Origin of the sequence: Neorhizobium alkalisoli, assembly GCF_007829835.1 — a bacterium.
Taxonomy (GTDB): domain Bacteria; phylum Pseudomonadota; class Alphaproteobacteria; order Rhizobiales; family Rhizobiaceae; genus Neorhizobium.
This window is the reverse complement of the sequence record NZ_VIWP01000004.1, coordinates 458,795-477,059: the sequence shown is the minus strand read 5'-3', so window position 1 is coordinate 477,059 and position 18,265 is coordinate 458,795. Positions and strand designations below refer to the sequence as shown.

Annotated in this window: 10 protein-coding genes; 5 read left to right on the top strand and 5 right to left on the bottom strand. The window is 62.4% G+C overall.

The window, feature by feature from the left end; translation table 11 throughout:
* Window positions 1-14: 14 nt before the first annotated feature.
* The 3 genes from FHW37_RS18090 to FHW37_RS18080 form a co-directional block, all read right to left on the bottom strand.
* Window positions 15-2,231, bottom strand: a complete 2,217-nt coding sequence (locus FHW37_RS18090; protein WP_145638870.1) for a 3-hydroxyacyl-CoA dehydrogenase NAD-binding domain-containing protein — start codon at window positions 2,229-2,231, stop codon at window positions 15-17.
* A 142-nt stretch (window positions 2,232-2,373) separates the two neighbouring features.
* Complete coding sequence (locus FHW37_RS18085; RefSeq protein ID WP_145638868.1) at window positions 2,374-3,582, bottom strand: acetyl-CoA C-acetyltransferase; 1,209 nt, start codon at window positions 3,580-3,582, stop codon at window positions 2,374-2,376.
* A gap of 219 nt (window positions 3,583-3,801) precedes the next feature.
* Window positions 3,802-5,595, bottom strand: a complete 1,794-nt coding sequence (locus tag FHW37_RS18080; protein WP_145638866.1) for an acyl-CoA dehydrogenase C-terminal domain-containing protein — start codon at window positions 5,593-5,595, stop codon at window positions 3,802-3,804.
* A 511-nt stretch (window positions 5,596-6,106) separates the two neighbouring features.
* On the opposite strand from FHW37_RS18080, the gene FHW37_RS18075 reads away from it, so the two are divergent.
* From FHW37_RS18075 to FHW37_RS18055, 5 genes are all read left to right on the top strand, one after another.
* Window positions 6,107-10,183, top strand: a complete 4,077-nt coding sequence (locus tag FHW37_RS18075; protein ID WP_145638863.1) for a peptidoglycan-binding protein — start codon at window positions 6,107-6,109, stop codon at window positions 10,181-10,183.
* Between the two features lie 396 nt (window positions 10,184-10,579).
* Window positions 10,580-11,506 carry a sulfite exporter TauE/SafE family protein gene (locus tag FHW37_RS18070; protein WP_145638861.1) on the top strand — a complete coding sequence of 309 codons (927 nt, stop codon included), beginning with the start codon at window positions 10,580-10,582 and terminating at the stop codon, window positions 11,504-11,506.
* Complete coding sequence (locus FHW37_RS18065) at window positions 11,506-12,318, top strand: TIGR02186 family protein (RefSeq protein WP_145638859.1); 813 nt, start codon at window positions 11,506-11,508, stop codon at window positions 12,316-12,318. The genes FHW37_RS18070 and FHW37_RS18065 overlap by 1 nt, the downstream gene beginning before the upstream one ends.
* 96 nt (window positions 12,319-12,414) lie before the next feature.
* Entirely contained in the window at window positions 12,415-14,217 is a 1,803-nt protein-coding gene (locus FHW37_RS18060) for a chloride channel protein (RefSeq protein ID WP_145638857.1), read from the top strand.
* 86 nt (window positions 14,218-14,303) lie between these two features.
* A complete protein-coding gene (locus FHW37_RS18055) occupies window positions 14,304-14,747 on the top strand; it encodes a universal stress protein (RefSeq protein ID WP_145638855.1) in 444 nt (147 codons plus the stop codon).
* 16 nt (window positions 14,748-14,763) lie between these two features.
* On the opposite strand, the gene pdeM is transcribed toward FHW37_RS18055, so the two are convergent.
* Together pdeM and FHW37_RS18045 are read right to left on the bottom strand one after the other, a co-directional pair.
* Window positions 14,764-15,492, bottom strand: coding sequence for a ligase-associated DNA damage response endonuclease PdeM (gene pdeM, locus FHW37_RS18050; protein WP_145639330.1), 729 nt, complete (start codon window positions 15,490-15,492; stop codon window positions 14,764-14,766).
* A 166-nt stretch (window positions 15,493-15,658) separates the two neighbouring features.
* Window positions 15,659-18,181: a ligase-associated DNA damage response DEXH box helicase gene (locus FHW37_RS18045; protein ID WP_432442870.1), complete on the bottom strand. Its 2,523-nt coding sequence runs from the start codon at window positions 18,179-18,181 to the stop codon at window positions 15,659-15,661.
* Between the last annotated feature and the right edge of the window lie 84 nt (window positions 18,182-18,265).

Sequence of the window (18,265 nt, the reverse complement as noted above, 5' to 3'; positions counted from 1 at the left end):
TGATGAGGGGCGACTTATGCCGCCACCCTCCCCTGCCCATACGGATCGAACCGTCCGTAAAACGTTTCGCCTTTCGCCGCCATGTCCTTGAGCAGCGGCGTCGGCGCGAAATGTTCGCCGTATTTCGCCGCCAGCTTTTCGCACAGCGCCACGAACGTCTTCACGCCCATGCCGTCGATATAACTCAGCGTGCCGCCGGTATAAGGCGCGAAACCGAAGCCCAGAATGGAGCCGACATCGGCTTCGCGGGGGTCGGTGACGATGCCTTCCTCGACGGTGCGCGCCGCTTCCAGCGCGATCGTCACCAGCAGGCGCTGCTTTAGCGTGTCGACATCCACCTCGGCGGCCGGCTTTTGCGGGTAAAAATCCTTGAGGCCGGGCCAGAGGGATTTTTTCGCAGGTTTTGGTGGGTAGTCGTAAAAACCCTGGCCGTTCTTGCGGCCGCGGCGGTCGAGGTCGTTCACCAGCTTGTCGATCAGCGCCATATGCGCGGGCTTGACCGAGGCTTCACCCAGATCGGCGATCGAGGCCTTCATGATCTTTTGGGACAGGTCGACGGCGACCTCGTCGTTGAGCGAGAGCGGGCCGACCGGCATGCCAGCCATTTTTGCGGCATTCTCGATCATCGCCGCCGGCACGCCTTCGATCAGCATGTCATAGGCCTCGTTGATATACCGGAAGACGCAGCGGTTGACGAAGAAACCGCGCGTATCGTTGACGACGATCGGCGTTTTCTTGATCTTCGCGACGAAATCGAGGGCCGTGGCGAGCGCGCGGTCACCGGTCTTTTCGCCCAGAATGACTTCGGTCAGCATCATCTTCTCGACCGGCGAGAAGAAATGCACGCCGACGAACTGGTCCGGACGCTTTGAATTTTCGGCAAGGCCGGTGATCGGCAGTGTCGAGGTGTTGGAGGCGAAGATGGTGGCGGGGCGGATGACCGCTTCCACCTGTTCGATGACGGCCTTTTTAACCGCGCGGTCCTCGAACACTGCCTCGATGACGAGATCGGCATCGGCGAGCGTCTGGTAATCCGGCGTGGGCGTGACGAGAGAGAGCAGCTTTTCGCCCTCTTCCTTCGTCATGCGGCCCTTGGCGACGCTGTCGGCCACCAGTTTTTCCGAGACGGCCTTGCCCTTGTTGGCGGCCTCCTGATCGCGGTCGATCAGAACGACGGGGATGCCGGCAGCTGCCGTGACATAAGCAATCGAAGCGCCCATGAAACCGGCGCCGATGACGCCGATCTTCTTGAATTCGCTCTTTTCGACACCGGCCGGGCGGCGGGCGCCCTTGCCGAGTTCCTGCATGGAGATGAACAGCGAGCGGATCATCGAAAAGGCTTCGGTCGTGCCGAGGATCTGCGTGAAATAACGCTGTTCGACTTTAAGCGCCGTTTCGAAGGGAAGCTGCAGGCCTTCATAAACACATTTGAGGATGGCGAGCGCGCCCGGATAATTGCCGGCCGTCTCGCGGCGCAGGATGGCGGGGGCTGCCGGGAAAAGTTGGGCGGCCGCGGGCGTCCAGACACCGCCGCCGGGGGCTTTGAACCCTTTTTCATCCCAGGGGGCGACGGGTTTAAGGCCGTCCTTGATCATCTGTTTTGCGGCGGTGACCAGCTCACCCGGCTCGACGACCTGATGGATCAGGCCCATGGCCTTGGCGCGCTGGGGGGTAAGCGACTGGCCGGTCGTCATCATCTGCAGCGCATCCTGCGCATTGGCGAGACGTGATACGCGCTGGGTGCCGCCGGCGCCCGGAAAGATGCCGACCTTGACTTCCGGCAGGGCGATTTTCACCGATTTCGAATTGGCGGCGACACGGCCGTGGCAGGCGAGCGACAGTTCGAAAGCGCCGCCCATGCAGGTGCCGTTGATGGCGGAAACCCACGGCTTGCCATTGGTCTCGATGGCGCGAAAGAGCCAGGTCATGCGGCCGGCGACATCGAATAGCTTTTGCTTCGCCGCCTGCGGGTCCTTCGCCTGTTCCTCATGCAGCAGCGAGAAGAGGCCGCGGATCATGGTGAGATCGGCACCACCCGAGAAGGAGGATTTGCCGGAGGTGAAGACGACGCCCTTGACGCCAGCATCCGCAACGGTGGCTTTCAGGATCGCCTCGAGTTCGTCCATCACTTCGGCCGTGAAGACATTCATCGATTTTTCCGGCATGTCCCAGGTGACGAGGGCGATACCGTCTGTGTCGGTTTCGACGGTGAAATTGGTGTAGGTGGTCATGATGGGATTTCCTCTTCCCTGAAATTCTGGCGGTTAAGCCCCTCCCCCTTGTGGGGAGGGGTTGGGGAGGGGACTTCATTCCGGGCGAAACCCCTCCCGCCTGCCGGCCACCCTCCCCACAAGGGGGAGGGTTAAGACCCCATCAAACCCTCTCGATCACCGTTGCCGTGCCCATGCCGGCGCCGATGCAGAGTGTCACGAGCGCGGTGTTGAGGTCGCGGCGTTCCAGCTCGTCCAGCACAGTGCCCAAAATCATCGCGCCGGTGGCGCCGAGCGGGTGGCCCATGGCGATCGCGCCACCATTGACGTTCATGATGTCGTGGGAAATGTCGAAGGCCTGCATGTAGCGCAGCACGACGGCTGCGAAGGCTTCGTTGAGCTCGAACAGGTCGATATCAGAAATCTTCATGCCGGTGCGGGCAAGCAGCTTTTCGGTGACATCGACCGGGCCGGTCAGCATCAGCGCCGGGTCGGAGCCGATATTGGCGAACGCCTTGATCCGCGCACGGGGTTTGACGCCCATGCTTTCACCGCCGGCCTTGGAGCCGATCAGCACGGCAGCGGCGCCATCGACAATACCGGAAGAATTGCCGGCGTGATGGACATAGTTGATGCACTCGATTTCCGGATGGGCCTGGATGCCGACGGCTTCGAAACCGCCCATTTCACCCGGCATCTGGAAGGAGGCGTTGAGCGAGGCCAGCGCCTGCATGTCCGTGGTCGGGCGCATGTGCTCGTCACGGTCGAGGATCACGAGGCCGTTCTGGTCCTTTACGGGGATGACGGAATTCTTGAAATAGCCCGCATCCCAGGCTTTTCCGGCGCGCTTCTGGCTTTCGACGGCATAGGCATCGACGTCATCGCGGGAAAAGCCATACTTTGTGGCGATCAGGTCGGCGGAGACGCCCTGCGGCATGAAGAAAGCCGGGAAATTGACCGAAGGGTCCATGTACCAGGCACCGCCGGACATGCCCATGCCGACACGCGACATGCTCTCGACGCCGCCGGCAATGACGATATCGTCGGATCCAGCCATGATCTTGCCTGCGCCAAAATTGATGGCGTCGAGGCCGGAGGCGCAGAAACGGGAGATCTGCATGCCGGGTGCTTTTGTCGAATACCCGGCTTCGAAGGCCGCGGCCTTGGGGATGACGGCGCCACTATCCATGACGGGATCGACGCAGCCCATGATGATGTCGTCGACGGTGGATGTGTCGAGACCGTTGCGGTCGCGGATCGCCTCGAGCGTCTTGGCGGCGAGGCGGACGGAGGGAACCTCGTGCAGGCTACCGTCCTTCTTGCCGCGACCGCGCGGCGTGCGCACATGGTCGTAAATGAAGACTTCGGTCATGGTGTCATCTCTCCCGTGTCATTTCGTGGGGTGCCTGGAGCACCCTTGAATTCTCGTTTAGGCGTTGACGCTGCCCCTCATCCGGCTGCCGCCACCTTCTCCCCGCATACGGGGAGAAGGGTATGCCGCGCCCACTCGCTCCAATCTCCGGCCTCTCTCAGGGCACGTCCCCTCTCCCCGCAAGCGGGGAGAGGGTTAGGGTGAGGGGCAGCCACCCGCCTAAAATGCCTCGGCCGAAAACTCCATCAGGCTCTCCGCACCCGCTTCGATGCGGGCCTTGCGCAGCACCGTTTCCGGCATGACCTTTTCCATAAAGAACTTTGCCGTGATGAGCTTGTTCTTCAGGTAATCCTCGCGGGCATCACCGGCTGCCAGCTTTTCCTGCGCGGCCTTGGCCATCTTCGCCCACATGTAGCCGAGTGTCACGAGGCCGAAGAGGTGCATGTAGTCGGTCGAGCCGGCGCCGGCATTGTCGGGTTTGGCCATGGCGTTCTGCATGAACCACATGGTGGCAGCCTGCAGATCGTTCAGGCCCTTTTTCAGGGCCTTGGTATAGGGGACCATGGCCTCGTCTCCACGGTTCTCCTCGCAGAAATCACCGATCTCCTTGAACATGGCCATGACGGCGCGGCCGCCGTTGAGGGCCAGCTTGCGGCCGACGAGATCGAGCGCCTGAATGCCATTGGCACCTTCGTAGATCATGGTGATACGGGCATCGCGGACATACTGGCTCATGCCGTGTTCCTCGATGTAGCCGTGACCGCCAAACACCTGCTGGGCCATGACGGCGTGGTCGAAGCCCTTGTCGGTCAGCACACCTTTCAGGATCGGGGTGGCGAGGCCCAAAAGGTCATCGGCGTTCTGGCGTTCGGCCTCGTCCGGCGAGCGGTGGGCGATATCGGATTTCAGCGCGGTCCAGAGAAGGAAGGCGCGGCCGGCCTCGTTGAAGGCGCGGATCGTCATCAGCGAGCGGCGGATATCCGGATGCACGATAATCGGATCGGCCTTGCCGTCCGGGTTTTTCACGCCCGAGAGCGAGCGGCCCTGGATACGTTCGCGCGCATAGGACACGGCGTTCTGATAGGCGGTTTCGGCAATCGACAGGCCCTGAAGACCGACGCCGAGGCGGGCCTCGTTCATCATCACGAACATGGCCGCAAGACCCTTGTTCTCCGCGCCGATCAGAAAGCCCTTGGCCTCGTCATAGTTCATGACGCAGGTGGCATTGCCGTGAATGCCCATCTTTTCCTCGATCGCGCCGCAGGCAACCGTGTTGCGGGCACCGAGCGAGCCGTCTTCCTCGACCATGAATTTCGGCACGATGAATAGCGAAATGCCCTTGGTGCCTTCCGGCGCGCCCTCGATACGGGCGAGCACGAGATGCACGATATTGTCGGTCATCGAATGTTCGCCGGCCGAGATGAAGATCTTTTGGCCGGAAATCTTATAGGAACCGTCAGCCTGCGGCACTGCCTTCGTGCGCAACAGGCCGAGATCGGTACCGCAATGGGGTTCGGTCAGGTTCATCGTGCCAGACCATGTGCCGGCCACCATTTTGGGCAGATAGGTCGCTTTCTGTTCGGGCGAGCCATGCACGATGATCGCGGCGATCGCCCCCTGGGTCAGGCCCGGATACATCATCAGCGACATGTTGGCCGACGACATGTATTCGCCGACGGCGGCATGCAGCGTATAGGGCAGGCCCTGGCCGCCGAACTCTTCCGGCACAGCGAGACCGATCCAGCCGCCCTGGCAATACTGGTCATAGGCCTGTTTGAAACCATCCGGCACCGAAACCGTGCCATCCGCATTCCGGGTGCAGCCTTGCTTGTCACCCGAGAGATTGAGCGGGAAAAGCGCCTCTTCCGCCACCCTTGCCGCCTCGCCGACAATCGCCTCGATCATGTCGGGCGTCGCATCGGCAAAACCCGGCAGGTTGCCGTAGCGCTCAAGCCCCAGCACATCGTTCAGAATAAACAGCGTATCGTTCACCGGCGCCTGATAGACTGGCATGGTCGAGCATCCTCCTCATCCTCGTCCTGAAGCCCGGATCCTCCCCGAACTCCAAATCTTGCATGGCATAATTAATTGACGTTTGCGTAAACGTCAAATGGCGCAGGCGGAAATTTATGGGCGCCGTCATGGCTGCAGGATCCGGAACAAATCAGTGCAGCGGGTCGGTCAAAAGGCCGGAATAGAAGGCCCTGATGCAAAGCTGGGGCAGAGGTTGCGGAATTCCACTCAAAAGCAGGGGGCACAGCCCAGCTACCAGCCGGAAAACCAGCCGCTCGCGGGTAAAAGGTTAAAATCTGCTTCGAAATTAACCCATTGTTTACCACGTTTCTGAGAATAGTGGGGCTTAAGACAGATGATGCGCATTACATCATTGACGTTACATTTGTCTAAATAAGGCAAGGCTTGCGTAAGCTTGAGCTAATAGATGTAAGATTCACCGGAAACCATCCGACTTTCCGGCAGAGGCTGAAACGGCGTCCGCAGTTACAATGGCGAAACGAGCGAACACATGAACGGATCACGATCGACCCCGAACAGACACGGGGAACGCTCTTCTCTGGATGCCCTGAACCGGACGATCGAGGGTCTCGAAGCCCGTATCGAAGGACTGATGTCGGGCACGCCGAAAGCCAAGCCGCAGCCGCCCGCTCCCGATCAGGTCGAAGCGCGCCGCACGCAGGACAGACGCAGCACCGCGGCACCGCAGCGGGCCGCGACAGCCTATGCCGACGATCCGCTTGCCGAGATCCGCGAACGCCAGCGCATGCTGGGCGCTGCCCGCGAGCGCAATGCCCAGCCCAACCCGCCCCAGACGCGGGCCTCCGAAAGCATCCGCGCCGCGATCCGCCCGCCGGAAGCCCATCGCCCACTTGAACGCCCCCTTGCCGAGCGACCCCTGGCCGAACGCCCCGTCGCGGAGCGCCGTCCGGCCCGTCCGGAAGTGGCCGACTATCTTTCGCCGCGCCAGCCGGCGGCAAGCTACGCTGCGCAGACGAGCGGCCGTGACTTTTCCGGCCGTGACTATGCGCGCCGCGAAGCTCCCGCCCGCCAGGCTGCACCGGCCCGCGCCGATGATTCGATGCGCGAGATTGCAGAAGCCCTGGTCAACCTGCGCCACGAGCTGAAGCAGGATATTGCCGATGGTGTTTCCCGCGAGATGGACACGCTGAAATCGGAAATCCGCTCGATCCGTTCGATTGCCGAAGACCAGCGCCTTACCGAGGATCTGCGCGGCGATTTTGCCCGGCTTGCCGACAGCATCGGCCAGATCGGTTATGCCAATTCGCCCGATATTGCCGATCTGCGCGCCGAGTTCGAAGCGCTGCGCGGCGTGATGGATGGTCTTGCGCGTGAAGATTCCATGCAGCGGATGGAAAGCCGCTGGCAGGGTCTCGAAGAGCGCATGCAGGATCTCGACAGCCAGGACCTGCGCGACGAACTCGTTCAGCTCGCCTACCGGATCGACGACATCAAGGGCCAACTTGGCGCCATGAGCGACAACCCGGTCGTGCGCGCTCTGGAACAGAAGCTGATGAACGTCGCATCCGCGATGGAACAGCTCGGCTCGCGCATGCAGCCGGCCGACGCCGCATTTTCGGAACAGTTTGCGACGCTCGATGGCCGGCTGGACGAAATCAGCCGCGCAATCGCCGCCAGCAGCCGCGCCTCGGCAGCGGCCACGCTCGACAACGCCTTCCTGCAGCGGCTCGATGGCCGGATCGTCGGACTTGCCGAACAGATCGACGCGATGAGCAATGCGGCGGCCTACCAGACCGACCCGAGCGAAGCACTTTCGGCCCGCATCGAAGCGCTGACGACGCGCATCGAGGAACTGACCGACGAACAGGCTGCCATGCGCCTGGAAGAGCGGCTGGACCAGCTGTCGCAGATCCTGGCACAGGCCCAGAAGCCGGCGCAGCAGGCTGAGCTTTCCGGTTACCTCGCCGATATTTCCCGCAAGATCGACAATCTCGAACATGGTTCGGTCAATGACGTTCTGGCCGAGCGGCTGGACTATCTCGCCCGCCGGATCGAGGAAATCGAAATTCATCCGGCCGCCCAGCAGGCGCCGGACAACGGTGCTTTCGAGCGTCTCGAAGACCGGCTGAGCGATATCGCCGCCCGTCTCGACGAAGCGGCCGTGGCACCGCGCAGCGACGAAGGCGCGCTACGCAGCCTTGAAGACCAGATCGCCCATCTTTCGAGCCTGATCAGCCAGGAGCAGAGCGGCGGCGCAATGCCGGCCGGCTTCGACAACCGCATGGCGGCGATCGAAAGCTACATGGCGACCAATGACGAATATATCATCGAGGCTGCACGGCAGGCCGCCGAAGCCGTCGTCGAAGCCTATTCGCGCAATGTCGGCCCCGGTGCACCGGTCGCTTCTGCCGACATGGCAGCCCTTGCCGGCCTCGCAGACGACCTGCGCCATCTCGAAGAACTGACCCGCGGCACGGAAGAGCGGACCCACCGCACGTTCGAAGCACTGCATGGCACGCTGGTGCAGATTGCCGACCGTCTGGACACGATGGAAGACCGTTTTGCGGCGCCTCAGCCAGAGCCCGTTTATCGCGAAGAAAGTTTTGGTCGCCGCGAGGCAGCGCCTGCCAGGGGCGGTGCGCAGCAGATGGCGGCACAGCCGGCAGCCCGCAAGGTGCAGATGCCGGTTGCAGCCCAGCTTTCCGAAGATGCGCTGCATGAGATGGCCGTCGCCGAGGTCGAGGAAGCCTATGCCGCTGAAGCCGCGGCACAGGCCCTTGCTGAAGACGTCGCCGATGTCGACGTGATCGACCCGCCGGCCACTGCTCGCGAAGGCAAGAAGGCTGCGAAGCCGAGCCTGCTCGCCGGCCTTTCCAAGCGGTTCCGCCCGGGCGGCAAGACCGATGCCTCGGAAGAGCCGACCGGCCGCACCGTCATCGATCCGACACCACCGATCGATGCCGTCGACATGCTTCCGGCCGGTCGCGAACATGACCTGCTCGAGCCGGGCTCCGGCGCGCCGGATGTCAAGAAGATCCTCGAGCGCGTCCGCGCCAGCCAGGCTGCCGGCGATTTTGACGGCGAAAAGGCCGGCAAGTCCGACCGCGCCGATTATATCGCCGCCGCACGCCGCGCCGCCAAGGCCGCTGCGCAGGAAACCGATCCTTCGCAGCCGAACGCGCTGAAGAGCACCCGCGCCGCGGCGCTTGCCTCCTCGTCGCTGACACCGGCTGCGAACAAGGGCATTGGCGCCAAGCTTGCCCAGCATCGCCGGCCGATCCTGATGGCTGTCGGCGCCGTGCTTCTCGTGCTGATGGCAATGCCGCTGGTCAAGAATTTTGCAGGCGGCAACCGCGCAGCCGACCCGGCGCCGATCAGCGCCCCGGCGGTTCCGGATGCTCCGGCCCAGATTGCTCCGCAGAATGCGGCGCCCCAGAACCCGGCACCGCTCGGCCAGACCACGGCTCCAGATGCGGCGACCAATCAGGCTGCCGCGACCGATACCAGCAATGACAGCCTGACGCAGGCGCCGGCCGCGCCGCAATCCGGCGCCATGGCTGATGCCCCGATGGATGGTGCACCGGTCGATTCGCTGCCGGCCGCACCGGTGACCCAGGGCGCCACGGGCGGCCACCTGACAGATCCGCGCCCGGCCGATGGCATGGCCTCCGCCATCCAGCCCGCCGACACGGTTCGTTCGCAGGACAATGGTTTTGCAAATGCGGCCAGAACGCAGAGTGCCGATCCGATCCGCGTACCGGCCGGTATTGCGCCGAAATCGCTTGCCGATGCCGCCGCCGCCGGTGATCCGAACGCGTTGTTCGAGATCGGTGCGAAGTTTACCGATGGTCGCGGCGTCAAGGCAGATCCGGGTGAAGCTGCCAAGTGGTACAAGCTTGCCGCCGACCGCGGTCTTGCGCCGGCACAGTATCGCTACGCCAACCTGCTCGAAAAGGGCACCGGCATCGAGCGCAATCTCGGCCAGGCCATGACCTATTACCGTCAGGCTGCAGAGGCCGGCAATGCCAGCGCCATGCACAATCTCGCCGTGCTTTATGCATCGGGTGCCAGTGGCCAGCCGGATTACACGCAGGCCGTCAACTGGTTCGGCAAGGCCGCCGATCTCGGCGTCGCCGACAGCCAGTTCAACCTCGCCATCCTGTTTGCCCGCGGCAATGGCGTGAAGCAGAATCTCGAAGAATCCTACAAGTGGTTTGCGATCGCAGCCAAGGACGGCGACAAGGACGCTGCCCAGAAGCGCGACGAAGTGGCGAACGCCATGCGCAAGGACCAGCTGGAAAACGCCCGCGCCCGAGTGGACAACTGGACCGTGAAGCAGGCCGACCCGAAGGCCAACAGCGTCAACCTTCCCGACGAATGGGCTTCCGGCAAGGCGCTGACCACCGCGTCCGTCGACATGGAAAAGGCTGTCCGCAACATCCAGGCGATCCTCAACAAGAACGGCTATGATGCCGGCACGCCGGACGGCAAGCTCGGCGCCCGCACGGTCTCGGCGATCAAGGCCTTCCAGACCAAGGTCGGTCAGGAACCGACCGGCAAGATCAACGACGCACTGGTCAAAGAACTTCTGGCACGCAACAAGTAAGCCTGCCTTTTAGACATTGCCAAAAACAGCAGATAGCCCGGCCATAAGCCGGGCTATTTTCGTTATTCGATACAAGTCGGCAGCGTTGCTGATAGTATTTTCTCCGCCTTTTTTTCAGACTAAAGTCCGAAAATGACGAATTTCTCTTAACTCGACTTACCCGACAGAGATTAGAGAGAAGCGCTATATTAATCACGCCTCCATAAAAACGGCAAAATCAGCGTTTTATCGAAGATTTGAGAATTGACTGAGTGCGCCTGCGAACGCATGACGGTCGGCATCCTTCAGGCCCTGTTCATCTGGCATGTGGGACTGCTTTTCATGATCTTACCCGGACGTATCCCGATCATTTCGGACCGTCCGTGCCATGCTGTTTTGCCTGTCAGGATCCGGCCCGTGACTGTCTATCTGCCCATCGCAGAGCTATCGGTGAATATCCTCATCATTCTCGGCATGGGCGCGGCCGTCGGTTTCCTGTCCGGCATGTTCGGCGTCGGCGGCGGGTTTCTGATCACGCCGCTGCTGATCTTCTACAATATTCCGCCTGTCGTTGCGGTCGCCACCGGCGCCAACCAGGTCGTCGCGTCGTCGATCTCGGGCGCGATCACCCATTTCCGGCGCGGCACGGTCGACGTCAAACTCGGTTCGATACTGCTGGCTGGCGGCCTGGTCGGGGCGACCGGCGGCGTGTGGATTTTCTCCTGGCTGCGGCGGCTCGGTCAGCTCGACCTGTTCATCTCCATCCTCTATGTCGTGCTGCTCGGCTCGATCGGCGCCCTGATGCTGCAGGAAAGCGTGCGCGCCATGCGCCGCGCCAAGACCAACCAGGCGCTGCCGATCAAGCGGCCCGGCCAGCACAACTGGGTACACCGTCTGCCGCTGAAGATGCGGTTCAAGAAATCGAAGATCTATCTCTCCGCCATTCCGGTGGTGATGCTCGGCATGGCGATCGGCGTCCTGACCTCGATCATGGGTGTCGGCGGCGGCTTCATCATGGTGCCGGCGATGATCTATCTGCTGCGCATCCCGACCAATGTCGTGGTCGGGACCTCGCTGTTCCAGATCATCTTCACCACCGCCTATACGACCATGGTGCAGGCGGCGACCAACTATTCCGTCGATATCGTGCTGGCGACGATCCTGATGATCGCCGGCGTGATCGGCGCGCAATATGGCGTGCGCGTCGGCCAGAAACTGCGCGGCGAACAGCTGCGCGCGCTGTTGGCGCTGCTCGTGCTGGCCGTCGGCATCCGCCTCGCGATCGGCCTGATCGTGACGCCGGACGATCTCTATTCGGTGGCGGTCGGGGGGCTTTCCTACTGATGCGCCGGCTCGCTCTGACATCTGGCCTTCTTGGCAGCCTTCTTTTCGGCCTTACAGCCCCGGCGGCGGCGCAGGTGTCGTTCGGCGAGATCTCACCGATCAAGGAGACGCTGGAGATCGGTGCGTCTTCGAGCGAAATCGCCATCACCTCGGATTTCCGCGGCGCGGACCTGACGATTTTCGGCGCCATCACCAATGCCGACGAATTGCTGCTCGGCATTGGCCAGTATGATGTGGTCGTGACGCTGGAAGGGCCGCGCGACTATGCCACCGTGCGCAAGAAGGAACGCGTGCTCGGCATCTGGATGAATACCGGCGCGCTGACTTTCGAACAGGTGCCGGAAAGCTATTCGATCGCCTCGACCCGCCAGATCGACGATCTCGAAAACCAGGCGCCGGCGATCGACAAGATCGGCGTCGGCATCGAACATCTGCCGCTCAACCCGGTCGGCTATATTCCCAATTCCGGCCTGATCAGCGAATTCCGCGACGCCTATCGGCGGCTGAAGCTGAACAGCGGCCTTTACCAGCGTGATTCCGGCGGCGTGCGCTTCGTCTCGTCCAGCCTGTTTCGCGCCTCGCTGCGGCTTCCCGCCAATATTCCCGACGGGCAGCACATGGTGCATGCCTATCTGTTCAAGAGCGGCAACCTGATCTTCCAGCGGGAAATGCCGCTGCGCGTCGTCAAGACCGGTTTGGAACAGGCAATCACCGATGCGGCCCATGAACGGCCGATCGCCTATGGCATGCTCTGCGTGCTGATTGCCGTCGTGACCGGCTGGGGCGCGAGCCTGATATTCCGGAAGGATTGAGATGCTTCCGGCCCGACCAGATTTCGCCCGGTGGTTTCCGCCGGAACCGTGCCGCCCTAGTTAGGGCGCAACCACCAGCATTTGAAAAGCGCCAGCATGTTCCGCCGGATCGCCGCCAGCATTGCCTCTCTTCCACGCCAGTTCAGGCCCTTTCTGAAACCGGCCGAACTGCGTGTTCTGGTCAGGCGCAGCGAATTCGGCCTGATTGCCACGGCCGCCCTGGTCGGCATCCTTGCCGGTTTTGCGGTGGCGCTGATGAGCTGGATCTCGCAGGAACTGCACAGGCAGATTTTCAGCCTCGACGACGGTGAAAGGCTGAGCTCGGCACCCGACATCAAAAGGGCAACCATCCTGCTTGCCCCGATCGTCGGCGGCATTCTGATGGGCATCCTCTTCCTGGTCCTGAAACGCTGGCGCAAGAAGCCGATGGTCGACCCGGTCGAGGCCAATGCGCTGCATGGCGGACGCCTGTCGCTGACCGACAGCATTCTCGTTGCCGTGCAGAACCTGATCTCCAACGGTTTTGGCGCTTCCGTGGGACTGGAGGCCGGTTATACCCAGCTCTGCTCCGGCATTGCCTCGAAGATCGGCCTTCTCCTGCAGCTGCGCCGCGCGGACCTTCGTATCCTCGTCGGCTGTGGTGCTGCGGGCGCGATCGCCGCTGCGTTCAACGCGCCGCTGACCGGCTCCTTCTATGCGTTCGAGCTGATCATCGGTACCTATACGATCCTCAGCCTTGCGCCGGTCGTCGTCTCGGCGCTGGCCGCGACGATCGTTACAAGGGTTCTGGTCGGCGACGCCTTCATGATCGATATCGGCGAATTCGGCGCCGTCGTGCCGGCCGATTACCTGCCGGCGATCGTGCTTGGCATCTTCTGCGCCGGTGGCGGCATCCTGCTCATGCAGGGCGTGGCCGCCGTCGAGGAACTTTCGCGCAAAAGCTCGATTTCGCCTGCCGTCAGGCCGGCACTCGGCGGCATCATCGTCGGGCTTCTGGCGCTTGTCGACCAGCAGGTGCTGGCTGCCGGCCACGGGGCACTGCATGTCAATCTCAACCAGAACATGACGATTTTCGCCGTGCTTTCGATCCTGGCGCTGAAATCGGTCGCCTCGGCGATCTCGATCGGCGCCGGTTTCCGTGGTGGCCTGTTCTTCGCCTCGCTGTTCATGGGCGCGCTGCTCGGCAAGCTGTTTGCCTATGCGACGCCCTATATCTTCGCCCATGCGACCCTGACCCCGGTCATCTATGCGGTCGTCGGCATGAGCGCGCTGTCGGTCGCCGTCATTGGCGGGCCGCTGACCATGACCTTCCTTGCCCTGGAACTGACCGGCGACTTTCCGATCACGGCGCTGGCGCTTGCCGCCGTCATCACGTCATCGGTCGTGACCCGCACCACATTTGGCTACTCGTTCGCGACCTGGCGTTTCCATCTGCGCGGCGAAAGCATTCGCAGCGCCCACGATATCGGCTGGATCCGCAATCTCACCGTCGAAAAGATGATGCGTGCCGATGTGAAAACCGCACCGGCGACAATGACGATGGAGGAATTCCGCAAGGAATTTCCGCTCGGCTCCACGCAGCGCGTGATCCTGGTCGAGGACGGCGACAAATATGCCGGCATGGTGCTGGTGCCGGAGGTCTATTCGGCCCCGACCATGGCGGGCGAGGAAAAGCCGGAACTTTCCTCCTTCATCCGCTTCAAGAATGATGCGCTGCTGCGCAGCATGAACGCCAAACAGGCGGCCGGGATGTTCGACAAGCTGGAGGCGGAAGCCCTGGCGGTGATCAACAACCAGATCGAGCGCAAGGTGGTCGGCCAGCTTTCCGAAAGCCATACGCTGCGGCGTTATACGGAAGAACTCGACCGGCGCAGGCGAGAGGTTTCGGGCGAGATCTGAGGCCGGCGACATCGGCGCTTGACCGTAATCAATGTCTGGAATTCAGCATCCGCGCATGGTCTTCTCCTGCCCCCAAGGAGATTTTCATGTTCAAGCACATCCTCATCCCCACAGACGGATCGGACCTTTCAACCGCCGCCCTCTCCAAGGCGCTGGATTTTGCCCATGAGATCGGCGCCAAGGTGACGGTGTTGAGCGTGATCCCGCCGATCGAGGAATATGCCTCCGTCGATCCGCTCGCGACCGGCATGGGTTTCGAGCAATACGAGGACACGGTGAAACTGGCGACCGAGGCGACCATGGATGCTGCGATGGAGGCCGAGAGGCGGCATATCAGCACCTGCAAGACGATCCGCGTCGAATCCCCGGATGCCGCCGCCGTCATCGTCGAAACCGCATTGGAAAATGGCTGCGACCTGATCGCTATGGGATCGCATGGACGTTCCGGCTTTAAGGCGCTGGTGCTCGGCAGCGTCACCATGAAGGTGATGGCACAGTCGAAGATACCGGTTCTGGTTTATCGCGACTAAGACGACGGGATCCAGCTCAGCCGAGAAGATTGCCGTAGCGCACCGAATAGATGCGGTCGCGGCCAAGCAGATGCGCGATCAGCGTATCGTGCCGGAACAGGCCCTGCATGGCCTTGTGGCGCAGGTCCAGGCCGCCGGCCAAGACACCGAAGGCGGGCATCAGCAGGCGATGGCCGTCGCTGGCGAAACAGGCGCGACGCACCGATTTTTCGCGGCGGCGGACGGTTGCCGACGGGTGAAGATGGCCGGCGATTTCGCCCTTGCCGGAAATCAGGCTCGGCTCGTGACGGAAAACGAGGCCGCCATAAACGAGTTCGTCCGTGCAAGTGCCCGGCAGGTCGGTCGTGCCATCCGGGTCGTGATTGCCGTTGATCCAGATCCAGTCGCGGCCGCGGGCGAGATCGCCGATCAGCGCGCGTAGATCGGCGGGCAAGTGTTCAGAGCCCTTGCGATCGTGAAAATTGTCGCCGAGCGAGATGACCATTTTCGGGTCATAACGGGCGATGACGGCGGCGAGGATGTTGAGCGTGGCGATCGTGTCATAGGGCGGCAGCATCATGCCGCGACGGGCAAAGGCCGCGCCCTTTTCCAGATGCAGGTCGGAAACGACGAGCGTGCCGGTTTCCGGCAGGTAGAGCCCCCCAAGCGGATCGCAGACGGCCGCGACGCCGTGGACGAGGATGTCTTCCGATCCCGTCGTCTGTCCTGCGATCATTGTGCGGGCGGCTAGCCCCAGGCGGTGCATCACTTCAACGTTCTTCCATCGCTTACAGGCCACTGCCCCTCATCCGCCCTGCCGGGCACCTTCTCCCCGCTTGCGGGGAGAAGGGAACCTGCGGCACCCTCACAGCTCCGATCGTGGCACGTCCCCTCGCCCCGTTTACGGGGAGAGGGTTAGGGTGAGGGGCAAACTAACCCATTGCCTCCGCGATCAATTCGTCCGCGGCCTCCTGAAGCACCGCGTCATGCGCCTCGCCGGGCACGTTTTCCTTGCCGATCTCCAGCATGATCGGCACCGCCAGTGGCGAGACACGATCGAGATCGCGGTGGGTGATGTGGCCTTTGATTCGGGCCAGCATATCGCCTAAGCGGCCGATATCCAAAAGCCCCGATGCCGCATCCCGCCTTGTTGCCTCCAGAAGCACGTGATCCGGTTCGTGGCTGCGCAGCACGTCGTAGATCAGGTCAGTCGAGACCGTGACCTGACGGCCGGTCTTTTCCTTGCCCGGGTGGCGGCGCTCGATCAAACCGGAAATCACGGCGCAATTGCGGAAGGTGCGCTTCAGCATGTAACTTTCGTCGAGCCAGGCTTCGAGATCGTCGCCCAGCATGTCCTCGTCGAACAGGTCGGAGAGGCTGAGTGATCCGTCTGCGATCATCGCGCCAATGTCGTTCAGGCCCCAGATGGCGAGCGAATAGTCGGTGGCGACGAAGCCGAGCGGGCGGGCGCCGAGGCGCTCCAGACGGCGGGTCAAAAGCATGCCAAGCGTCTGATGCGCCAGCCGCCCCTCAAAACAATAGGCGATCATGAAGAAGCGCTTTCCGCGTGGAAAGGTCTCGATCAGCAGCTCGTCCTTTTTCGGCAGCATTGAGCGTTCGAGCTGTATGGAGAGCCAGTCACGCACCTGATCCGGCAGGTTTGCGCGGCGCTCTGGTTCGGCCAGCATGGCGCGGACCTGGTCGGCCAGATAGGTGGTGAGCGGGAATTTTCCGCCGGCATAGGCGGGGATTTTCGGGTCGAGCGAAAAGGCATTGGAGACGAGGCATTCGTTTTCGCGGATGCCTTCGAAGCGCAGAACTTTTCCGGCGAAGAGAAACGTATCGCCGTGGACAAGCTGCTCCAGAAAATATTCCTCGACCTTGCCGAGGGACATGCCGCCGCGGCCGAGCGTGCCCTTGGCATTGCGCTTGACGAGGCGCACGTTCAGTTCAGCGGCCTCGACGATCGTGCCGAGGTTCATGCGGTATTGCTGGGCGATCTGCGGGTTGGAGACGCGCCAGCGGCCGTCCTCCATTTTTCGGATCTTTGCGTAACGCTCATAGGAGCGCAATGCATACCCGCCGGTCGCGACGAAATCGACGATGCGTTCGAACATCTCCCAGGAGAGGGTCGCATAGGGCGAGGCGGAGGTGATTTCATCGTAGAGCGCCAGCGGATCGAAGGGTTCGGCGCAGGCCATGCCCAAAACATGCTGGGCGAGAACATCGAGCGCCCCCTCGCCGACCGGCGGCGTATCCTGGGCGCCGAGATAATTGGCATCGAGCGCCGCCTGACATTCCATCACCTCGAACCGGTTGGCGGGTACGAGGATCGCCTTGGACGGTTCGTCCATGCGGTGATTGGCGCGGCCGATGCGCTGGGCAAGCCGCGACGCACCCTTCGGCGCGCCGACATGCACGACGAGGTCGATATCGCCCCAGTCTATGCCCATGTCGAGCGTCGAGGTGGCAACGACGGCGCGCAGCCGATTGTCGGCCATGGCCGCCTCCACTTTGCGGCGCTGGCTGGCATCGAGCGAGCCGTGATGCAGGGCGATCGGCAGGTTGTCCTCGTTGATCGTCCAGAGCGTCTGGAACAGGAGCTCGGCCTGGAAGCGGGTGTTGACGAAGATCAGCGTCGTCTTGTGGCGCCTGATTTCCTCGTAGACCTCCGGGATGGCATAGGTGGAGACATGGCCGGACCAGGGGATGCGGGTTTCGGTGCCTAAAATGGTGATGTCGGGCGCGGCACCGCCCGTGACATGTACGAGGCCGGCCGGCGGCGCGGGGTTTTCGCCTTGAGGCACCAACCAGCGCTGCAGGTCCATTGGATCGGCGACGGTGGCCGACAGGCCGATCGTCTGCATTTTTGGCGCATGTTTTCGAAGACGGGCGAGGCCGAGCGAGAGGAGATGGCCGCGCTTGGAGGTGACGAGCGAATGCAACTCATCGAGCACGACATATTTCAGGTCCTTGAAGAAACGTTCGGCTTCCTTGTTGGCAAGCAGAAGTGCCACCTGTTCGGGGGTGGTCAGCAGGATATCCGGCGGGTTCAGTTTCTGGCGCTGGCGCTTGGACTGAGGCGTGTCGCCGGTTCGGTTCTCGACCGTGACGGGAAGGCCCATCTCGGTGACCGGCTTCATCAGGTTGCGCTCGATATCGACCGTCAGCGCCTTCAAGGGTGAGATGTAAAGCGTGTGGATGCCGGTAAAGGCGGAGCCGGGCGGGATCTTTCCGCGCTGGACGAGATCGGTGAGCGACGGCAGGAAACCGGCCAGCGTCTTGCCGGCGCCGGTCGGGGCGATCAGCAGCATGTTCTCGCCGCCTTGCGCCCTGCCGAGCAGTTCCAGCTGATGGGCGCGCGGCGCCCAGCCCTTTTCGGCGAACCATTTCAGGAACGGCCGGGGCAGCGTTGCGGCTTCGCGGCCGGAAGATGGGGTTTCGACGAGATCCACGGTTTCAAAGATAAGCGCAGCGGCCGCAAAAAGAAGGCCTTCCGCAATCCTATTGACTCGCAGACGATAATCATGGATAAATTT

What these genes read in the sequence shown, in the direction of transcription:
- FHW37_RS18055 (WP_145638855.1), top strand. Translation starts at nt 14,304, where the DNA reads ATGTTCAAGCACATCCTCATCCCCACAGACGGATCGGACCTTTCAACC.
- FHW37_RS18065 (WP_145638859.1), top strand. Translation starts at nt 11,506, where the DNA reads ATGCGCCGGCTCGCTCTGACATCTGGCCTTCTTGGCAGCCTTCTTTTC.
- FHW37_RS18060 (WP_145638857.1), top strand. Translation starts at nt 12,415, where the DNA reads ATGTTCCGCCGGATCGCCGCCAGCATTGCCTCTCTTCCACGCCAGTTC.
- FHW37_RS18085 (WP_145638868.1), bottom strand. Translation starts at nt 3,582, where the DNA reads ATGACCGAAGTCTTCATTTACGACCATGTGCGCACGCCGCGCGGTCGC.
- FHW37_RS18090 (WP_145638870.1), bottom strand. Translation starts at nt 2,231, where the DNA reads ATGACCACCTACACCAATTTCACCGTCGAAACCGACACAGACGGTATC.
- FHW37_RS18080 (WP_145638866.1), bottom strand. Translation starts at nt 5,595, where the DNA reads ATGCCAGTCTATCAGGCGCCGGTGAACGATACGCTGTTTATTCTGAAC.
- pdeM (WP_145639330.1), bottom strand. Translation starts at nt 15,492, where the DNA reads ATGCACCGCCTGGGGCTAGCCGCCCGCACAATGATCGCAGGACAGACG.
- FHW37_RS18075 (WP_145638863.1), top strand. Translation starts at nt 6,107, where the DNA reads ATGAACGGATCACGATCGACCCCGAACAGACACGGGGAACGCTCTTCT.